The sequence below is a fragment of the Opitutaceae bacterium TAV5 genome (assembly GCA_000242935.3).
GTDB lineage: Bacteria > Verrucomicrobiota > Verrucomicrobiia > Opitutales > Opitutaceae > Geminisphaera.
This window is the reverse complement of sequence record CP007053.1, coordinates 351507-365285: the sequence shown is the minus strand read 5'-3', so window position 1 is coordinate 365285 and position 13779 is coordinate 351507. Positions and strand designations below refer to the sequence as shown.

At 65.4% G+C, this 13779-nt stretch carries 13 protein-coding genes; 2 read left to right on the top strand and 11 right to left on the bottom strand.

Annotated elements, in window-relative coordinates; translation table 11 throughout:
* Positions 1–45: 45 nt before the first annotated feature.
* Positions 46–2697 (bottom strand): haloacid dehalogenase, encoded by a 2652-nt coding sequence (locus tag OPIT5_01985; GenBank protein AHF89208.1) that lies wholly within the window; start codon positions 2695–2697, stop codon positions 46–48.
* Between the two features lie 36 nt (positions 2698–2733).
* Positions 2734–2928, bottom strand: a complete 195-nt coding sequence (locus tag OPIT5_01980; protein AHF93981.1) for a hypothetical protein — start codon at positions 2926–2928, stop codon at positions 2734–2736.
* On the opposite strand from OPIT5_01980, the gene OPIT5_01975 reads away from it, so the two are divergent.
* The gene (locus tag OPIT5_01975; protein AHF93980.1) at positions 2927–3049 is read left to right on the top strand and encodes a hypothetical protein; all 123 of its coding nucleotides are present in this window, start codon (positions 2927–2929) and stop codon (positions 3047–3049) included. The genes OPIT5_01980 and OPIT5_01975 overlap by 2 nt on opposite strands.
* A 261-nt stretch (positions 3050–3310) precedes the next feature.
* Here OPIT5_01975 and OPIT5_01970 read toward each other — a convergent pair whose 3' ends face one another.
* The 3 genes from OPIT5_01970 to OPIT5_01960 form a co-directional block, all read right to left on the bottom strand.
* A complete protein-coding gene (locus OPIT5_01970; protein AHF89207.1) occupies positions 3311–3904 on the bottom strand; it encodes a hypothetical protein in 594 nt (197 codons plus the stop codon).
* Between the two features lie 146 nt (positions 3905–4050).
* Complete coding sequence (locus OPIT5_01965; GenBank protein ID AHF89206.1) at positions 4051–5178, bottom strand: histidine kinase; 1128 nt, start codon at positions 5176–5178, stop codon at positions 4051–4053.
* A complete protein-coding gene (locus OPIT5_01960; protein AHF89205.1) occupies positions 5175–5945 on the bottom strand; it encodes a transcriptional regulator in 771 nt (256 codons plus the stop codon). The genes OPIT5_01965 and OPIT5_01960 overlap by 4 nt, the downstream gene beginning before the upstream one ends.
* 161 nt (positions 5946–6106) lie before the next feature.
* Here OPIT5_01960 and OPIT5_01955 point away from each other — a divergent pair, with 161 nt between their 5' ends.
* Positions 6107–6589: a hypothetical protein gene (locus OPIT5_01955; GenBank protein AHF89204.1), complete on the top strand. Its 483-nt coding sequence runs from the start codon at positions 6107–6109 to the stop codon at positions 6587–6589.
* A gap of 27 nt (positions 6590–6616) precedes the next feature.
* On the opposite strand, the gene OPIT5_01950 is transcribed toward OPIT5_01955, so the two are convergent.
* From OPIT5_01950 to OPIT5_01925, 6 genes are all read right to left on the bottom strand, one after another.
* Complete coding sequence (locus tag OPIT5_01950; GenBank protein AHF89203.1) at positions 6617–8218, bottom strand: hypothetical protein; 1602 nt, start codon at positions 8216–8218, stop codon at positions 6617–6619.
* 176 nt (positions 8219–8394) lie between these two features.
* Complete coding sequence (locus OPIT5_01945) at positions 8395–10497, bottom strand: carbohydrate-binding protein CenC (GenBank protein AHF89202.1); 2103 nt, start codon at positions 10495–10497, stop codon at positions 8395–8397.
* A gap of 73 nt (positions 10498–10570) precedes the next feature.
* The gene (locus OPIT5_01940; GenBank protein ID AHF89201.1) at positions 10571–11221 is read right to left on the bottom strand and encodes a hypothetical protein; all 651 of its coding nucleotides are present in this window, start codon (positions 11219–11221) and stop codon (positions 10571–10573) included.
* Positions 11222–11278: 57 nt separating this feature from the next.
* Positions 11279–12103, bottom strand: a complete 825-nt coding sequence (locus OPIT5_01935; protein AHF89200.1) for a hypothetical protein — start codon at positions 12101–12103, stop codon at positions 11279–11281.
* A gap of 83 nt (positions 12104–12186) precedes the next feature.
* The gene (locus OPIT5_01930) at positions 12187–12954 is read right to left on the bottom strand and encodes a hypothetical protein (GenBank protein AHF89199.1); all 768 of its coding nucleotides are present in this window, start codon (positions 12952–12954) and stop codon (positions 12187–12189) included.
* A gap of 95 nt (positions 12955–13049) precedes the next feature.
* Positions 13050–13739: a hypothetical protein gene (locus tag OPIT5_01925; protein AHF89198.1), complete on the bottom strand. Its 690-nt coding sequence runs from the start codon at positions 13737–13739 to the stop codon at positions 13050–13052.
* Between the last annotated feature and the right edge of the window lie 40 nt (positions 13740–13779).

The window sequence follows — 13779 nt, the reverse complement described above, 5'->3', positions numbered from 1 at the left end:
GGATCGAAAGGGGAGCGGCGCGGGCGTCCCCGCCGACGCCCGTTTCTACAGCCACTCGCCGAATTTTTTGATGTAGACGCGTTTCAGTATCTGCATGAGCGCACAATAGCCGAAAAGCGTCGCGGCCAGGAACAGCCAGTAGCCGGGCGGCAGGGCTTCGAGGTCCACGGCGCGGCCGAGTGCAGTGAACGGCAACAGGCAGCCGGTCGCCATCACCAGGCCGGTGAGAAGAAGCACCGGACGCGCGGCCGTCGCCTGCACGAAGGGGATCTTTTCGGTGCGGATCAGATGCACGATCAGCGTCTGCGTGAACAGCCCGGCGACAAACCACCCGGATTGGAACAGGTGCTCCTTTTCCGCCGTATTGGCCCCGAAAACAAACCACAGGCCGAGAAAGATCAGAATGTCGAAAATGGAGCTGACCGGGCCGATGCGCACCATGAAGCGCGTGATGCCGGCGGCGGACCATTTGCGCGGGCGCTTCATCCAGGAGTCATCCACCGTGTCCCAGGGGATGGAAAGCTGCGAGAGATCGTAGAGGAGGTTCTGGATGAGGAGATGGATCGCCATCATCGGCAGGAAGGGCAGGAACGTGCTGGCGACGAGCACGCTGATGGCGTTGCCGAAGTTGGCGCTCGTGGTCATCTTGAGGTATTTCATGATGTTGCCGAACACGCGGCGGCCTTCGACCACACCGCGCCCGAGCACGAGCAGGTTTTTTTCGAGGAGGATGATGTCGGCGGCCTCGCGGGCGACGGCGGCGGCACCCTCGACGGAAATGCCGACGTCGGCTTCACGCAGGGCGGGAGCGTCGTTGATGCCGTCGCCCATGAAGCCGACGGTGTGGCCGGCTTTTTTGAGCGCGGCGACGACGCGGGCTTTCTGCGCGGGTTCGAGCTTGGCGAAGAGCGTGGTGTGGCCGGTGGCGGCTCGCAGGGCGTCGTCGTCGAGCGTGTCGATGTCGGCGCCGGTAAGAGGCTGACTGGCGTCGAGTCCGACTTCGCGGCAGATGCGGCGGGCCACGCGGGTGCTGTCGCCGGTGAGGATCTTGACCGCGATGCCGTGGTCCTGAAGGAGGCGGAGGGCGGGTGCGGCGGTCTCCTTGGGCGGATCGAGAAAGGCGATGTAACCGGAGAGGATGAGGCCGGTTTCGTCGTCGGCGGTGAAGGCGCCGGGTGGTTTGTCGATGGCTTTGTAAGCGACGGCGATGATGCGCATGCCGTCGTCGTTGAGTTTGTCGCGCAGGGCCTTGAGGCGGGCGCGGCGGGCGTCGGTCAGCGGATGGGTCCGGCCTTCCAGATCGGCCTTGTCGCAGATGGCGAGCATTTCCTCGACGGCGCCTTTGCAGACGAGGAGGGTGGGGCCGCCGCCGGGGCGGCGGATGAGGACGGACATGCGGCGGCGGGTGAAGTCGAAGGGGATTTCGTCGAGCGGGGTGCAGGCGGCGGCGGCTTCGCGGAGACCGAGCTGGCCGGCTTTTTCGATGATGGCGTGGTCGATGAGGTTTTTGAGGCCGGTCTGGAAACGGCTGTTGAGGTAGGCGTGTTCGAGGACGCGGCGGGCGGAGCGGCCTTCGGGATCGAGGTGACGGATGAGGGCGACGCGGTTCTGGGTGAGGGTGCCGGTCTTGTCGGTGCAAAAGACATCCATCGCGCCGAAGCTTTGCATGGCGCCGAGGCGTTTGACGATGGTCTGGTGGCGGGCCATGGCGACGGCGCCGCGGGCGAGGTTGGTGTTGACGATCATCGGCAACATCTCGGGAGTGAGGCTGACGGCGACGGCGACGGCGAAGAAGAAGGACTCGAGCCAGTCGCCCCGGTCGATGAAGTTGAGGAGAAAGACAACGGGCGCCATGACAAGCATGGCGCGGATAAGGGTGCCGCTGACCTGGTTGACACCCAGATCGAAGGCGGTTTCGGGACGGCGTGTGGCAAGGATGGCGGCGATGGCGCCGAGGCGGGTGCGGGGTCCGGTGGCGAGGACGAGGGCGGTGCCTGCGCCGCTGACCACGCTGCTGCCCATGAAACAGAGGTCGGCAGCGTCGGGGGTGTCGGGGTTTGGTTTGGCGTTCAGGGTTTGGGGTTCAGGGTTGTCGGCGGGCGGACCGCTTTTGTTAGCGAAAACTCTGAACTCCGAACGCTGAACCCTGAATTTTTCCACCGGGAGGGATTCGCCGGTGAGGAGGGACTGGCTGACAAAGAGGTGGCGCGAGTCGAGGAGGCGGACGTCGGCGGGAATCATGTCGCCGGCGGAGAGTTTGACGACGTCGCCGGGGACGAGTTCCTCCAGGGGGATTTCGGCGGCGACGGCATCGCCTCCGGCGGGGCGGCGGAGGACGGTGACGGTGTTGCGGACGAGTTTGCGCAGGGAATCGGTCTGGACGAGGGAGCGGCGTTCCTGCCAGAAGCGTACGCCGGTGGCCATGGCGGTCATGGTCAGCATGACGGTGGCGGCCTTGAGGTCGTCGGTCAGCCAGGAGATGGCGCCGAGAAAAAGAAGGACATAGTTGAAGGGGTTTTTGAAGGCATGCCAGAGAAGGGCTGGCCAGGCGGGCGTGGTGTGCGGGGTGGCGATGTTGCGGCCGTGGGTGGCGAGTCGCTCGCGGGCCTGCGCCCACGAGAGGCAGGGGAGGGAGCCCGGGTCTGGCATCCGGTGTCCGGAGTTGTCGGCGTTCGGGTGGTGCACGTTTGCGGACACTCAAAGCGGCGACCTCCGGATACTGAACCCCAAATTTCAGTCCGGCCGTCCCTGGCAGGCGCGGACGATTTTCCAGAAGAGTGCGGTGAGGCGGCGCAGGGGGCGAGTCAGGGTGACCCGGAGGTTGCGGCTTTTGAGAAAGTTTTCATACCACGCCGCCTGCCCGGGCGGGAGAGGGCTGTCGCCGTGGCGTATCCATCCTTTGATTACAGCGGAATGGTCGACCCGCATGAGGAGGCGCTTGGAAAAGCGGGGGAGGAAGCGGGTGCGAAGGGCGGACTGGAAGTCGATGATGGCAGGAGAGGCGTCGGTTGGCGAGGGGCAGGCGCAGGGCCGGATGCAGGGGCGGTAGGGGGGACGGAGCGGGAGGCCGCCGTGGGGGATCCGCGGGGAGCATCGGGCTCCCCGCGGCGTTTCGCGGGCTGATTCGTGTTGTGGCTGTGGCGGCGCAAGGGAGGCCGGGTGGTCACGAACGTTGGCGCGGGCAGGGTGACCGCGACGGGTCGAATGCGTCCGCAGGGAGGAATCTCCGGCCCGTACCGGGTGGAGGGTGAGTCCCTCGATGGCAGGCCGGGAGGCTCCGCGCTACGGTTTCGGCGGGACGAGCCGGGCCTCAGAATTTGAACAGCGCGCCGAGGCTGTAAGCCAGGTCGCCGCCTTCGAGCCACGAGATTCTGGCCGTGGCGGCGAGGTCGCGGGTGAACCAGTAACTGGCCTGGCCGGTGCCGCTCCAGAGGCTGGGGATGTGTTTGTCGAGACCATCGGACCAGGCGGCGTAAGCGAGGAGGCTGATGCTGGAGCCGATCGTGTATTCGGCACCGGCGCGGAGGCGTCCGTACCAGTCGTCCTTGCTCACGGCGTCGCCCCAGGTGTAGCCGAGGTCGGCGCCGGCGAAGGCCCGGAGGTTGGGGGCGACATCGAACCAGGTGTTGAGGCCGGCTTCGGCCGTCTGGACTTCACGGCTGGTGTGGCCGTCTTCCCACGAGTAGCTGTAGCGGAAGAGGGCGTCGAGGTCGGTGGTGATGGGCAGGTTGAAGCCGAGTGCGCCGCCGTAGACGCTGTTCAGGCCGTCGATGTCGTAATACTCCGCATCGGCGGAGAGATACCGCTGGCCGAAGAGGGAAGCGGTGTTGCTTTTCGTGATGGTTTGCGCGTGGAGGGCTCCGGCCATGGCAAGGGCGAGGAGCGCGGTCAGGATCTTTTTCATGTCTGTCCGGTGGTTTGTGGTTGTTGGTTTGTCGGTTTCCGGACGGCCTCGAATCGCACGGGGTGCAGGGTGGCCGGCCGGGTGGTTCGGCGGCAGATTGGGGGAGACGGAGACAGACGCACAAGGATCCGAACCTGACGATTTGTTCAGGTTTGCGCTGGCGGGGTGGCGGGAGGCGAGGCGGGAAGGCGGAGGGTGAAGCAGGCGCCCTGGCCGGGGGAACTGGCGAGTTCGATGGTGCCGTACAAGCGTTCGATGGCGGTGCGGGCGATGCAGAGTCCGAGGCCGGATCCGCCGCCGGAGAGGGCGGTGTGGTCGCGGGCGCGGCTGGCGTCGATCCGGTAAAACCGTTCGAAGATGCGGAGGTGGTGTTCGGGCGCGATGCCGGGCCCCTGGTCGGTGATGGCAATGCTGATCGTGCCGGCGCCGGCCGGGCTGGCGGTGGTGCTGCGGGAGGGGGAAGCGGCAAACGGAGGGCCGCGGCGGACGGCGATGTGCACGACGGAGCGGGGAGGCGAGTGGCAGATGGCGTTGTGGAGGATGTTGGTGAAGGCGTGGTCGAGGAGAGCGGGGTCGGTGACCAGCGTGAGGTCGGAGGGACAGTCGAGCTCCATGTGTTGCGCTTTTTCCTCGGCGAGGATCCGCAGGTTGTCGCACAGCGTGGCGAGGTGGTCGGCAAGAGGGAGGGAACGGGGGTGGAGGACGAGGGTGTCGCTTTCGAGGCGGGCGAGGCGCAGGAGGCGTTCGAGGAGGCTGTTCATGCGGAGCGAGGCCTCGAGCATGATTTCCAGGGCGGCGCGGAGCTGGACGGGGTTGGCAACGGCATCGGGAGAATCGCCGGCGGCGCGGAGGGCGACTTCGCCGGTGGTGCGCAGGGCGGTGAGCGGGGTGCGCAACTCGTGGGCCGCGTCGGCGGTGAAGCGTTTGAGCTCGGCCAGCACGCGGTCGTGGCGGGCCGTCTCGCGCCGGAGGAGGGCGGCGAGACCTTCCAGTTCGGCGGGCAGTGTCTTGCCGGTATCGGCGGGCGAGGAGGAGGCGCGGGCGCCGAGGCGGCCGATTTCCCGCAGGCACCAGCCGGCCACAAACCAGCCGCCGGAAAAAAAGACGCCGAGGACGAAGAGCGTCGCCGGGAGGATTTTTCCCTGGACGAGATTTTCCGTGCCGATAGTGCGGGCAACGATGGCGAGGAGAAAGAGAAGCGCGCCGGCAGCCATGGCTCCGAAGGCGAACGCGAGCCGGGCGCGCAGCGAAAGCGATCCCCACCAGGCTCTCATGACTCCGGATTCCCGGGCGGCGTGGCGGGTGCGGAAGACGGGGCGCGGAGCATGTAGCCGAGGCCGCGGATGGTGTGCAGGAGTTTCTGGGAATGCGGATCGTCGATTTTGCGGCGGAGGCGGGCGATGTGCACGTCGATGACATTGTCGATCGGGGTGGCGCGGTTGTGCTCGCGCCAGACTTCGCGGGCGAGCTGATCGCGGCTGACGGCTTCGCCCTGGTGAATGGCGAGGTAGGAGAGGAGATCGAATTCGCGGGGCGTGAGGTCGACGGTGTGGCCGGCGCGCGTGACGAGGCGGGTTTCGAGGTTGAGGGCCAGGTCGGCGACGGCGTGTTGCCAGGGTTGGCGGGGCGCGGTGGTACGGCGGAGCAGGGCGCGCACACGGGCGAGGAGCTCGGCAAAGGCGAAGGGCTTGGCGAGGTAGTCGTCGGCGCCGGCTTCCAGGCCGAGCACGCGGTCGTCAACGGAATCGCGCGCGGTGAGCAGAAGCACGGGGATGCGCTGGCCGCGGGCGCGGAGACGGCGCAGGAGTGTGATGCCGTCGAGACCGGGCAACATCCAGTCGAGGATGACGAGATCGGCGGTGGCGCTGGAAGCTGCCGGGGAGGCGGAGGTAGAGGAACCGGTGCGGGCAGCGAGGGACGCGTCGGCCTGGTCGCCGGTGGCCGCGGTGCGCACATCAAAACCTTCGGCGGCGAGGCCGGCCGCGAGGCTGCGGGCTGTACCATCGTCGTCTTCGACGACCAGGAGGCGGCTGCGGTTCATGGTGCTTTGTGCTGCGGGTTTCGGGTCCGTGCGGATCGGGTGCGGATTTTTACGACATTGGACGGCGATGCGGCGCGGGCCAAGCCTGCATGCGGGCAGGAGCGTTCCCGGGCTTGCACCGGAGACTTGCACTGTGCTGCGTTGGCAACGTTTTTCAAACCATGTCCGACTGGAAACCCATTCTCGATGCCATCATCGGCTCCCGTCACGGAGGCCAGATCGAGGCGCTTGTCCCGCGTCTTCGCGATCTCGACCGGCGTTTCCCGCATATCGCCGAAATCCAGTACCAGCTCGCCTGGACGCTCGACACGCTCGACCGGCCGGCCGAGGCGCTGCCGTATTACGAAAAGGCCCTCGTCCTCGGCCTCGCCGAGCCCAATGAGCACATCGGCGCCCTGATCGGCCTGGCGAACTGCCAGCGCCTCGACGGCGCGGCCGACCGCGCTGTGTCCACGCTGCAAAACGCCCGGCTGCAATTTCCCGACAATCCCGAATTGCTCCCCTGGCTGGCCCTCGCGCTGCACGCCGCCGGGAGACCGGCGGATGCCGTGAGAGAACTTGTCGACGTGCTCCTCGACACCACCGAGGCGCCCGAACTGATGGCGCAGCAGCGCGCGCTGCGGCATCACGCCGGGAAATTGTAGCACGGCGGGCGGGCGCGCAGCGGCCGTTCACAGCAGGAGGAAGCACAACGCCATGATGACCGTCGGCGGCAGCGCGCCGGCCAGCAGACCGAGCGGCGAAATACCTTCCGGGAAAAACCGCTGCAGGATCGATTGCCCGGCAGGATTGGGCGCGTTGGCGATGACCGTGAGGCCGCCGCCCGTCACCGCGCCGGCCACCACCGCATATTTGAAGGCGTCGGTGAAACCGGGCACCAGCGTCGCCAGGTAAGTGATGGCCGCGTTGTCGTTGAACGCCGTCAGGATTGTGGCGCCGAGGAAAAGCGGCAGCTCACCGAGGCTTTTCAGGACGGGTTCGATCCACCAGCCTTGTAGCCCTCCGTGGATGACAAGGCCGGCGAGAAAAAAGCCGACGAGCAGGGGGGATTTTAGTTCGATGGGCTTCTGATGGTGGGCCGTCGCCTGCATGAATGCCAGGAAGAACAAAAAGCCGCCGACAAACAGCGCCGGGTAATGCGCCACGAATACCGTCCACGCCATGAACGCGATTTGCACGAGAGTCACCCATGCCGGGATGGGCGCAGCCTGCCGGGTGGAGCGGTGCGGGGATGCGGCGTCGTTTCCCCTGTGCAGCTTTGCCGCCGCGTTCATGCGGGCAAATTCGCCGCGAAAGATCGCGTAGTACAACAGCGACGAAGCAGCGATGCCGATGGCTGCTTTCCAGCCGAAATGGGACAGCATGAAGAGCGTGTCCCACTTCCATGGTTGCGCCACCATCAGCACGGGCGGCGCGGCGAAGTGGGTCAGCGTGCCGCCGACAGAGATGTTGACGAAGAGCAGGCCGATGGTGGCGTAGGCCAGCGTCGGTGACGGGCGGTGCGCGTAAAACTGCCGCGCCAGCAGGAGGGCCGCGATTGTCATGGCGGCCGGCTCGGTGATGAACGAGCCGAGCAGCGGAGCCACGATGAGAATCGCCAGCCACCAGGCGGCGACGGACCGGCCGCCGAGCGAGGCCACCTGTTGCAGGCCGCGTTCGGCGAAACGGAGAATCGGGGCGGTCGAGGCCATCGCCATGATCACCACGACAAACATCGGCTCGGTGAAATTGACCTGGTGGCCGATATAGCCGGTGACGGCATTCCAGCCTTTGTCCGCCAGGATGGCCGCGGCGAGGACCAGAACCCAGATGCCGAACACGGCCTCCACTTCGCCGAAAAAGTGGAGCACCTGTCCCTTGAAACTCACCGGATCGGGAGCGCCGTCATGGTTGTTGTCGGTGACCTCGAGACGCTGTCGGCGTTTGCGCAGGGCGGCGGCGTGGGCGTGCTCGGCTTCGTGCGCCCAGTGGCGAAACCGGCCCGTCAGGAAAGTGTGTACGATCGCAAGGAGGAAGATGATCGACGCGACGAGATTGAACGGCTCGACCTGTATCCGGTCGATCAGCACGGAAAACAGCCCGGCTCCCGGAGCGGGTTCGGGGTAGGAGGAAAGCGCGCGCGGGAGGGCGGAAGCCGTGTCGGCGGCACCGGAAGATGCCGCGGCGTGTGGCGCGAAAAAGAGGAACAGCCATCCGGATACGATGAAAAAGAGTGCAATCCGGGAGCAGGGAAGCAGGTGTGGTCGCAGGCGTGACGTTTCGCGGGTCGGCATGGCACGACGGCATGGGCACGGAGACCGGCAGGCAAGGAGAAGCGGCCGGGCCGGTTTGATTTTTCCACCGGGAAAGGCCGGCGCGGGGTTTGATTCCGGGCCGGAGGCGGGAGCGCGGCGTCAGGGATGACTCCGGGGGGGGGAGGGGACACGCCGCTGCGTCCCGACTCATCGCCTCATCGTGAAAGGGTAATCGCTGTCATCGAGCACGGGGGAAACGTATGCAGAAGAGGAGCGCCGTCGGTGGCGAAGCGGAGGTCGCCGGTCTCTTCCCGGGGCGAGGCGGTGGAGGACGGATCGCCACCGGCGGCGGTGATTTGTTCGAAGTGGCCGGAGGTGGCGGCGAAGCCATTGACGACGATCCCGGTCGTCAGGGAGCGATCCAGGCTTTTGTTGAAGACAACGACATGCACGCGCCGGCCGTCGTCCGATTTCATGGCGGTCGCGGTCAGCAGCGGGTAGGCCGGCATGGTGTCGGGGAGGGGACGGGTGACGGCGAGGTTGCGGATGCGCAGGGTGCCGGTGACGGGTTTTCTGGCGATGAGACGCACCAGCACGCGCACGGCCTTGCCGTCCGCCGGCGGTGTGTATGATCCTCGAAATTCCTGCCATGTGCCGGAGTTCCGGATACCGGAAACGCTGGCGGCGGATCGGGTTTTTTCCCAGCCCCGCGTGTCCTCGATGCCGATGCCGAATTCGCCGGGCGGCTTGAGCGTGGTGTTGCCGCCGGTATCACCTGCGCCGGGCCGGTCCTTCAGATCGAGGCAGGCTTCGAAGGCGATATCGTAGCGGCGGCCTTTGCCGTCGTCCGGGTTGTCGAAGCGGAAGAGCTGCGGATACGCTTCGCCCCTGAAGTTGCTGAACGTGACTTCAAGTCCGTCGCCCGTCGGGCGGACCGTGGCGCCATCGAGATTGATCCGGCCGGGCGGGTATGACGCCGGTTGCGGCATTTTTTCCGGCGGGGGCCGGAGGATGTAGCGGTCGCCGCCGGCGGCGCTGATGCCGCGCGAGCCGGCAAAGTCCTGGCGCGGGGCATCCACGGCGGAGGCGAGGAGAGTGGCGCCGCGGTTTTTCCCCCACAGGCGGTAGAGCGCGTAAGCGGGATGCTGGATTTCGCCGTTTTTGCGGACGGCGCCCCACCAGCCGTTGAACATCTGCCAGTATTGCGCCATGAGGACGCCGTCGTTTTGCGCGGGTTCGAGGCAGAGGCGGACAAAGTCGGCGTTCTGGAGCGCGGGAGCGAAGCTGAACCGGTAGGGCACCGGGTTTTCGACGTCGGCGGCCCAGGTGTTGTATTCGGTGATGGCGAGGGGAAGGTCGCGACCGCAGGCGGCCTTGATGGCGGCGCGATACTGGTCCATGCGGATGCCGAGCTGGTCGGTCTGCGCCATGCAAGCCTGGTTGACGACCGGAAGATCGGCGGAAGTCATGCTTTTCCAGGCCACGGGCGCGTAGAAGTGGACGACCACGAAGTCGGCAAAATCGCCGGCTTCGCGGAATACGGTGGTGTTCCACGCGCTCTCCGCGTTGCGACCGTCGGAGGGCGGGGTGACGATGCCGACCTTGATCGAAGGATCGACGGCCTTCATTTTTTTCGCGTAGTTGCGTGCCCATGACGCATATTCGTCTGCGCTGAAGGTGCGGCCGGGTTTTACCTGATGGTTGCCGTGGTCGCTTTCGTTGCCGAGTTCGAAGTAGCGGACGTTCCAGGGTTCGGGATGGCCGTTGGCGGCCCGTTTCATGGCCCAGGGATGGTCGGGCGTGGCGGGCGCGTTGAGGTATTCGACGAGTTCGGCGGCTTCTTCCGCGGTGCCGTAATAATCGGCGACGGTGTAGACGGGTTCGGCGCCGAGCCGGCGGCAGAGTTTTATCCATTCGTCGATGCCGAACTGGAAGCCGGGACGTTCTTCGAGGGGGCCGATGGTGCCTTTCCAGTTGAAATTGTGGACGAGGCAGCCTCCGGGGTAACGAACCGTGCCCATGCGCAGGGCGTCGGCAAGAGCGATCATGCCGGGCTGGAAGTCGCGTGTTTCCGGGTTCCAGAGGCCTTGGGCGTTGTCGGATCGGGTGTGGTGGTCGACGAAGATGCCGAAGGCATCGCCGGCCTCGATGTTCTGGCCGAAGACGAGCGGGTTGACCGGACTGCGTTCGCGAGCGGTGTCGATGGTGATGCGGGCATCGGGCGCGGCGTACACAGGGGCGGCGGCGAGCGCGGCGGACAAGGCGAGGCGGGCGAGCGGCCGGTGGACAAGGCGACGATTGTTCGGACGAGGTGTCATGAAGGCGGGAGGATGCGGCGAGGCGGTGGTCGGGAAGAATCCGGAAGGCAGGGAGGCAGCGATTGCCAGCCGGTTATGGGTCCGCCGTGCCGGTGGCGATGACAAGTTGCGGAGCGCTGGCGCCCCTGGAGCCGAAGGCAAAGACCGCATAGCTGCCGCCGGCCGAGGTCAGGGTGTCGTTCTGGAGGCGAAAACTGCTGACGCGGACGCCGGTGTCCGTCCCGTAATCGCTCCGGATCAGGGCAGTCACATCGATCCCGATCCATTGACCTTTGGGTGTCTCGGGCGTGGCGACGGTCTGGCCGGTGGTTTTGTAAGTGATGTTTTCGTAGGTGTAGTTGTTGCCGTCCCACCGGGTGCGGTTGTCGGAAACGGAGTGATACAGGGTGACTGCGCCGGAGACGGAACCGAGTTTGTCGGTGAGGCGCAGGCGAAGGGTCGCGGATCGCAGCTTCGTACCGGCCGGAAGCTCCGGCAGCCGGAACGAGAGCCAGGAGCGTTCGAGGCGCGGCGGTTTTACGTCGGTGCGGCGGCCGACGAAGAGCGCATCCTTGAGGGAGGCGTTGCCGACGCCGTCAACGGGATGATTGTCCCAGATCATGGCGCTGGCAGCCGGCAGGACGACTGCCGGTACCGGCCCGGCATCGGCGCGGACACCGGCTGGCAACAGGGCGAATGCGAGAACGCCGGAGATGAGGAGGAGGGATGTTATGCGGATTCTCATGCGGAAGCGTGAAAGGGAGAAGGGAGCGGGAGGCCGGGAGATCCGGGGACGGAGGGTTCAGCGGGAGGCGTGGCTGGCGGAGCCGGTTTTCCCGAACGCCTCGAACAGGACCTGCGCATAGCCGGCCATGCCCTGATCGTTGGGATGCCATTTGACGCCGGCGCTGGAGCCGGAACCGCGGCAGGCCGGATCGAGGGCGTAGTCACGGACACTGGCAAAGGGAATACCGAGTTTTTCGCAGGTGGTTCGCATGGTGTTTTCCACCGCGGCGCCCCAGCCGGAGGCATAGTCGTTGCGTCCGCGGGTCTTGTCGCCGGGGAGCCAGACACCGGTGCTGATGATGGCGGGAGAGGGATCGAGTGTCGTGAAAAACTGATACAGCCTGGCGCAGTGTTCCTGCATGAAGGCCTTGCCGCGTTTTTGTTCCTCGTGTTCGCCGAGCTGGATGACGACGAGGTGAGGACGGAAGTCCTTGCGGAGCGTCTGGCTGAGACGGGCGTGTTTGTCGGCGAAAGAACCGCCTTTGAAGTCGTGTGCGACTCTGGTCGTGACCTGGCTGTCGTACCAGATCTCTACCTTACGGCCGGGCATCGTTGCCTGGATACGGGCAGCGAGGAGGTGAACATAGTCCTTGTCCGCAGCGGAGGCGGCCATGCCGGCGAGGTGGTTCCAGCCCAGGTTTTGGCGAGTCCAGTCGTTGACGCCGTGTCGCGTGATGCTGTCGCCGACGAAGAGGATGCGCCAGGCATCGGGCGCGGACGGGCCCGGGGTACCATCGGCGACCTCAAGCTGGGTCTTGAGAGGATCGTCGCCGGCGGCGTGAAGGAGCGTGGTCATCAGGGTGGACAGGATGAACAGCCGGAAACGGAGTGTGCTGTGCATGATTGCGCAGGCTGCGAGGGGGGGGAATGAAGAATGGCGGAGGAAGAAATGTGTGTGCGCGGGGGTGGGAGGCGGATGGGGTGTCAGGCGCGACGTTTGCGGCGGGCGAATAGCGTGGCGACGAATCCGGCAGCGGCGGCGAGCACGGTCCAGGTGGCGGGTTCGGGAACAGCGGCATAGGTGATGAGGAGTTTGGGGCCGTCGGTGCCTGACTGGATGAAACGGTAATAAGCTTGAGTCATGTTTGCTGCCGTTGCTCCGGTTACCGGCAGCGTGTCATCCTGGAGCCGGAAGGTGGCGACAACAATGGACTGGCCACCGACCTGTGTGGGGAACGCTCCTGCGTCATAGGCGTTCTTGATCAGATCCGTGACATCCAGCGAGAGGGCGCCGGGTACGGTCCCGGAAGTCGCGACCGTTATCCCGGTATTGGTGAAGTCGGTGTTGTTGTTGTAGTTGGTTCCGGAGAAAGCGCGGCTGGTTGAAGAGAAATACAGAGAGACGGGGCCGGACGGGGTTCCGTTTATGCTGGCCAGGTTTAGCTGAAGTTGCGCGGACGCAATGACGTATCCGTCTGGAATGACAGCGGGTAAATCCCATAGGAGAAGGCCTCGCTCCAGTCGGTTGGCTCCACCGGATTTCAATGCGCCTACGCGGACTCCGGTGCTGGCGTCGGCATAGACGTCGCCGCTCCCGGCAACTCCGTCCGTCGTGTAGTTGTCCCAGGTGATTCCTGCCTGGCGCGGGGAGAATAGCGTTTCCGTGGTGGCGGCTTGCGCGAGGGCGATGGACGCGAACGTGGACAGGCAGATGCCTAATGCCGCTGTGAGGGTGATGAGTTTTGTTTTCATTTCGTGGAGTGGAGTTGTTGGTCGTTGGTGTGGAGCTGGCCGCCCGGTGCGCGAACGACCGCAAATGGAGAATGGATGGAGGGAGGGAGGGGGCGTTATTGCATTTTCCAGCGGGCATTGTCTTCCAGTTTCCTGGCGTTTTGCTTTTCACCGGATACGTGACCGTCGAGCCAGAGCACGTTGCAGGTGTCGCCGGGGTGCCGGTATTGCGGGATCATCCATCCCGTCGAGGCGAGGCGACTCATTTCGGGACGCCAGGCTGTTTCTTTTCCGTCCGAACGAATGCCATCGGCAATCATGAGGGTCGTGGGGGCGTGTTCCGCCTGCCGGTAGTATCTGGGTCTGTAGTTCGAACCGTCTTGCCCGTTGGTGAGGAAGTCGAGGTTGTATCCGTAGCCCAGATAGCTGCCGGTTTTTGTGGTTTTTTCGGGGCACTTGAAGACATCAGGTATCACGTCAAAGGATACAAATTCGGTGGCTGAGGACGAAGGTTTGCTCCAGCCGGTGTAGGGGGCGAGTTGACCGACCCAGGTGCGGAGGTCGCGCTGGTTGGCATAGGTGCTCTTGAAACAGGGGACGATCAGATCCTTGTTTTCCTCTGCGTAGAGGCGCGAGGCGACGCCGATCTGGCGGAGGTTGGAAACACACTTGATGGAGCGGGCGCTGGCGCGCACGCGGCCGACTGTCGGGATGATGATGGCGGCCAGTATTCCGATGATCGCGATGACGGTAAGCAGTTCGATCAGGGTAAACGCGTGGCGACGGGTAATGCGGGCATGGTTCATGGGATGCGGGGATTAAAAGGGGAAAATGGGGGGGCAGGGA

What these genes read in the sequence shown, in the direction of transcription:
- OPIT5_01975 (AHF93980.1), top strand. Translation starts at nt 2,927, where the DNA reads ATGAGGAGGCGCTTGGAAAAGCGGGGGAGGAAGCGGGTGCGAAGGGCG.
- OPIT5_01980 (AHF93981.1), bottom strand. Translation starts at nt 2,928, where the DNA reads ATGCGGGTCGACCATTCCGCTGTAATCAAAGGATGGATACGCCACGGC.
- OPIT5_01970 (AHF89207.1), bottom strand. Translation starts at nt 3,904, where the DNA reads ATGAAAAAGATCCTGACCGCGCTCCTCGCCCTTGCCATGGCCGGAGCC.
- OPIT5_01965 (AHF89206.1), bottom strand. Translation starts at nt 5,178, where the DNA reads ATGAGAGCCTGGTGGGGATCGCTTTCGCTGCGCGCCCGGCTCGCGTTC.
- OPIT5_01960 (AHF89205.1), bottom strand. Translation starts at nt 5,945, where the DNA reads ATGAACCGCAGCCGCCTCCTGGTCGTCGAAGACGACGATGGTACAGCC.
- OPIT5_01955 (AHF89204.1), top strand. Translation starts at nt 6,107, where the DNA reads ATGTCCGACTGGAAACCCATTCTCGATGCCATCATCGGCTCCCGTCAC.
- OPIT5_01950 (AHF89203.1), bottom strand. Translation starts at nt 8,218, where the DNA reads ATGCCGACCCGCGAAACGTCACGCCTGCGACCACACCTGCTTCCCTGC.
- OPIT5_01945 (AHF89202.1), bottom strand. Translation starts at nt 10,497, where the DNA reads ATGACACCTCGTCCGAACAATCGTCGCCTTGTCCACCGGCCGCTCGCC.
- OPIT5_01940 (AHF89201.1), bottom strand. Translation starts at nt 11,221, where the DNA reads ATGAGAATCCGCATAACATCCCTCCTCCTCATCTCCGGCGTTCTCGCA.
- OPIT5_01935 (AHF89200.1), bottom strand. Translation starts at nt 12,103, where the DNA reads ATGCACAGCACACTCCGTTTCCGGCTGTTCATCCTGTCCACCCTGATG.
- OPIT5_01930 (AHF89199.1), bottom strand. Translation starts at nt 12,954, where the DNA reads ATGAAAACAAAACTCATCACCCTCACAGCGGCATTAGGCATCTGCCTG.
- OPIT5_01925 (AHF89198.1), bottom strand. Translation starts at nt 13,739, where the DNA reads ATGAACCATGCCCGCATTACCCGTCGCCACGCGTTTACCCTGATCGAA.